Consider the following 1,468-nt stretch of genomic DNA (forward strand, 5'->3'; position numbering starts at 1 on the left):
GTGCGCAGCAGCTCGGCCAGCCCGGTCACGGAGTCACCGCCGTGGTCCGCCGCGCCACGTCGTTGTACCCGTGGTTGGCGCGGGCGACCCGCAGCGGCACGCCCGCCCGCACGTCGGTGAGCACCTTGGCCTCCATCTCGGCCACCCGCGTCACGGTGTCGACCACCTCGGCCACGAGGTGGGCCGGCACGACGACGACACCGCTGCCGTCGGCCGTGACGAGGTCGCCGGGGCGCACGGTGATCCGGTCGCCCTCGGCGCCGATGGTCACCGGCTGCTGCGTGGCGACCTTGCGCACGCGGTTCTTGCCGGACCGCATGAACGCGCCCCGGGCCCACACCGAGTAGTCGAGCGCGCGGATGCCGTCGACGTCGCGGCAGTAGCCGTCGATCACGGTCCCCGCGATGCCCTTGGCCACGGCCACCTCCGCGAGGATGTCGCCCCACACCGTGCAGTGCGGTCCGTCGTTGGACAGCACGACGACCGAGCCCGGCGGCACGTCGTCGATGTAGTCCGCGGCGGCGGCGCGCTCGCCCTCGGCCACCGGCTCGAAGGTGACGGTGAACGCCGGTCCGACGACCACGCCGGTACCGGACTGGCGCGCGGCACCCCACAGCGTGCCCGGCACGCCCGCGATGTCCAGTGCGTCGCTGACCGCCGAGGTGCCGAACGCCGCCAGCTCGCGGCCGAGGTCCGTCATGAGCCGTCGTCGATCACGTGAACAGCCAACTTCTGGCCTCCCTGGAAGATGTTGATTTTGGCGTTGCGACTCGCCTTGGACCCGAAGCCGGCCACCCGGCCGCCGAGCAGGTAGGTGTCCAGGCTGATCGGCATGGCGTGCACCTGATCCGACCCGGCCTCCACGACGGGGTAACCGGTGGGCACCACCCGCCGCTGCACGAGGTGCCCGCCGCGCAGGCCGGCCGCGACGGCGTCGCGCCACGCGTCCGGAGCGCAGTCGTGGCCGATGGTCACGCCGTCGCCCCTGATGTCGTAGTGCTGCTTGAGCACGAACCCGCGCGGGTCGGCCAGCAATCGGTCGGCCAGCGGGCCGCCGTCGTCGTCGACCGCGTCCGGGGTGAGCTTGCGCGCCCACGGCAGCAGCTCGGAGACCAGAGCCCGTTCCGCGGCGGTGAAGAGGTCGGCGTGCTCTGGCTGCTGCACGAGCGCCAGCGTCAGCTTGTTCTCCGCGACGTACCGCGCGCCGAACGGGTTGACGTGCACCACGGCGGTGTCCCGGACGGCGCGTTCCCACCGGTCGACGAAGGCCGGGTCGGCGCAGTACGCCAGCCAGGACACCGTGTTGACCTTGTTCCAGCACAGGTCGGCGGGCCGGCCGTCGAACCGCACCCGGTCGCCGTCGACCCCGATCGTGCGCGGGTCGGCCAGGAACGCGTCCACGCCGGCGGCCCGCAGGCACTCCACCAGCTCGACGCTCTCCACGTTCGGGGTGCCCGCGGGCTGGAGG

The 1,468-nt window shown here is 73.1% G+C and carries 2 protein-coding genes; both read right to left on the bottom strand.

The features are described from left to right. Nucleotides 1-25: 25 nt before the first annotated feature. The gene (locus AB0G02_RS39915) at nt 26-700 is read right to left on the bottom strand and encodes an RraA family protein (RefSeq protein WP_360805649.1); all 675 of its coding nucleotides are present in this window, start codon (nt 698-700) and stop codon (nt 26-28) included. Further along, a partial coding sequence (locus tag AB0G02_RS39920) for a hypothetical protein (protein WP_360805652.1) occupies nt 697-1,468 on the bottom strand: 772 nt, incomplete at its 5' end. The genes AB0G02_RS39920 and AB0G02_RS39915, both read right to left, overlap by 4 nt.

The sequence above is a fragment of the Actinosynnema sp. NPDC023658 genome, assembly GCF_040639995.1.
Lineage (GTDB): Bacteria > Actinomycetota > Actinomycetes > Mycobacteriales > Pseudonocardiaceae > Actinosynnema.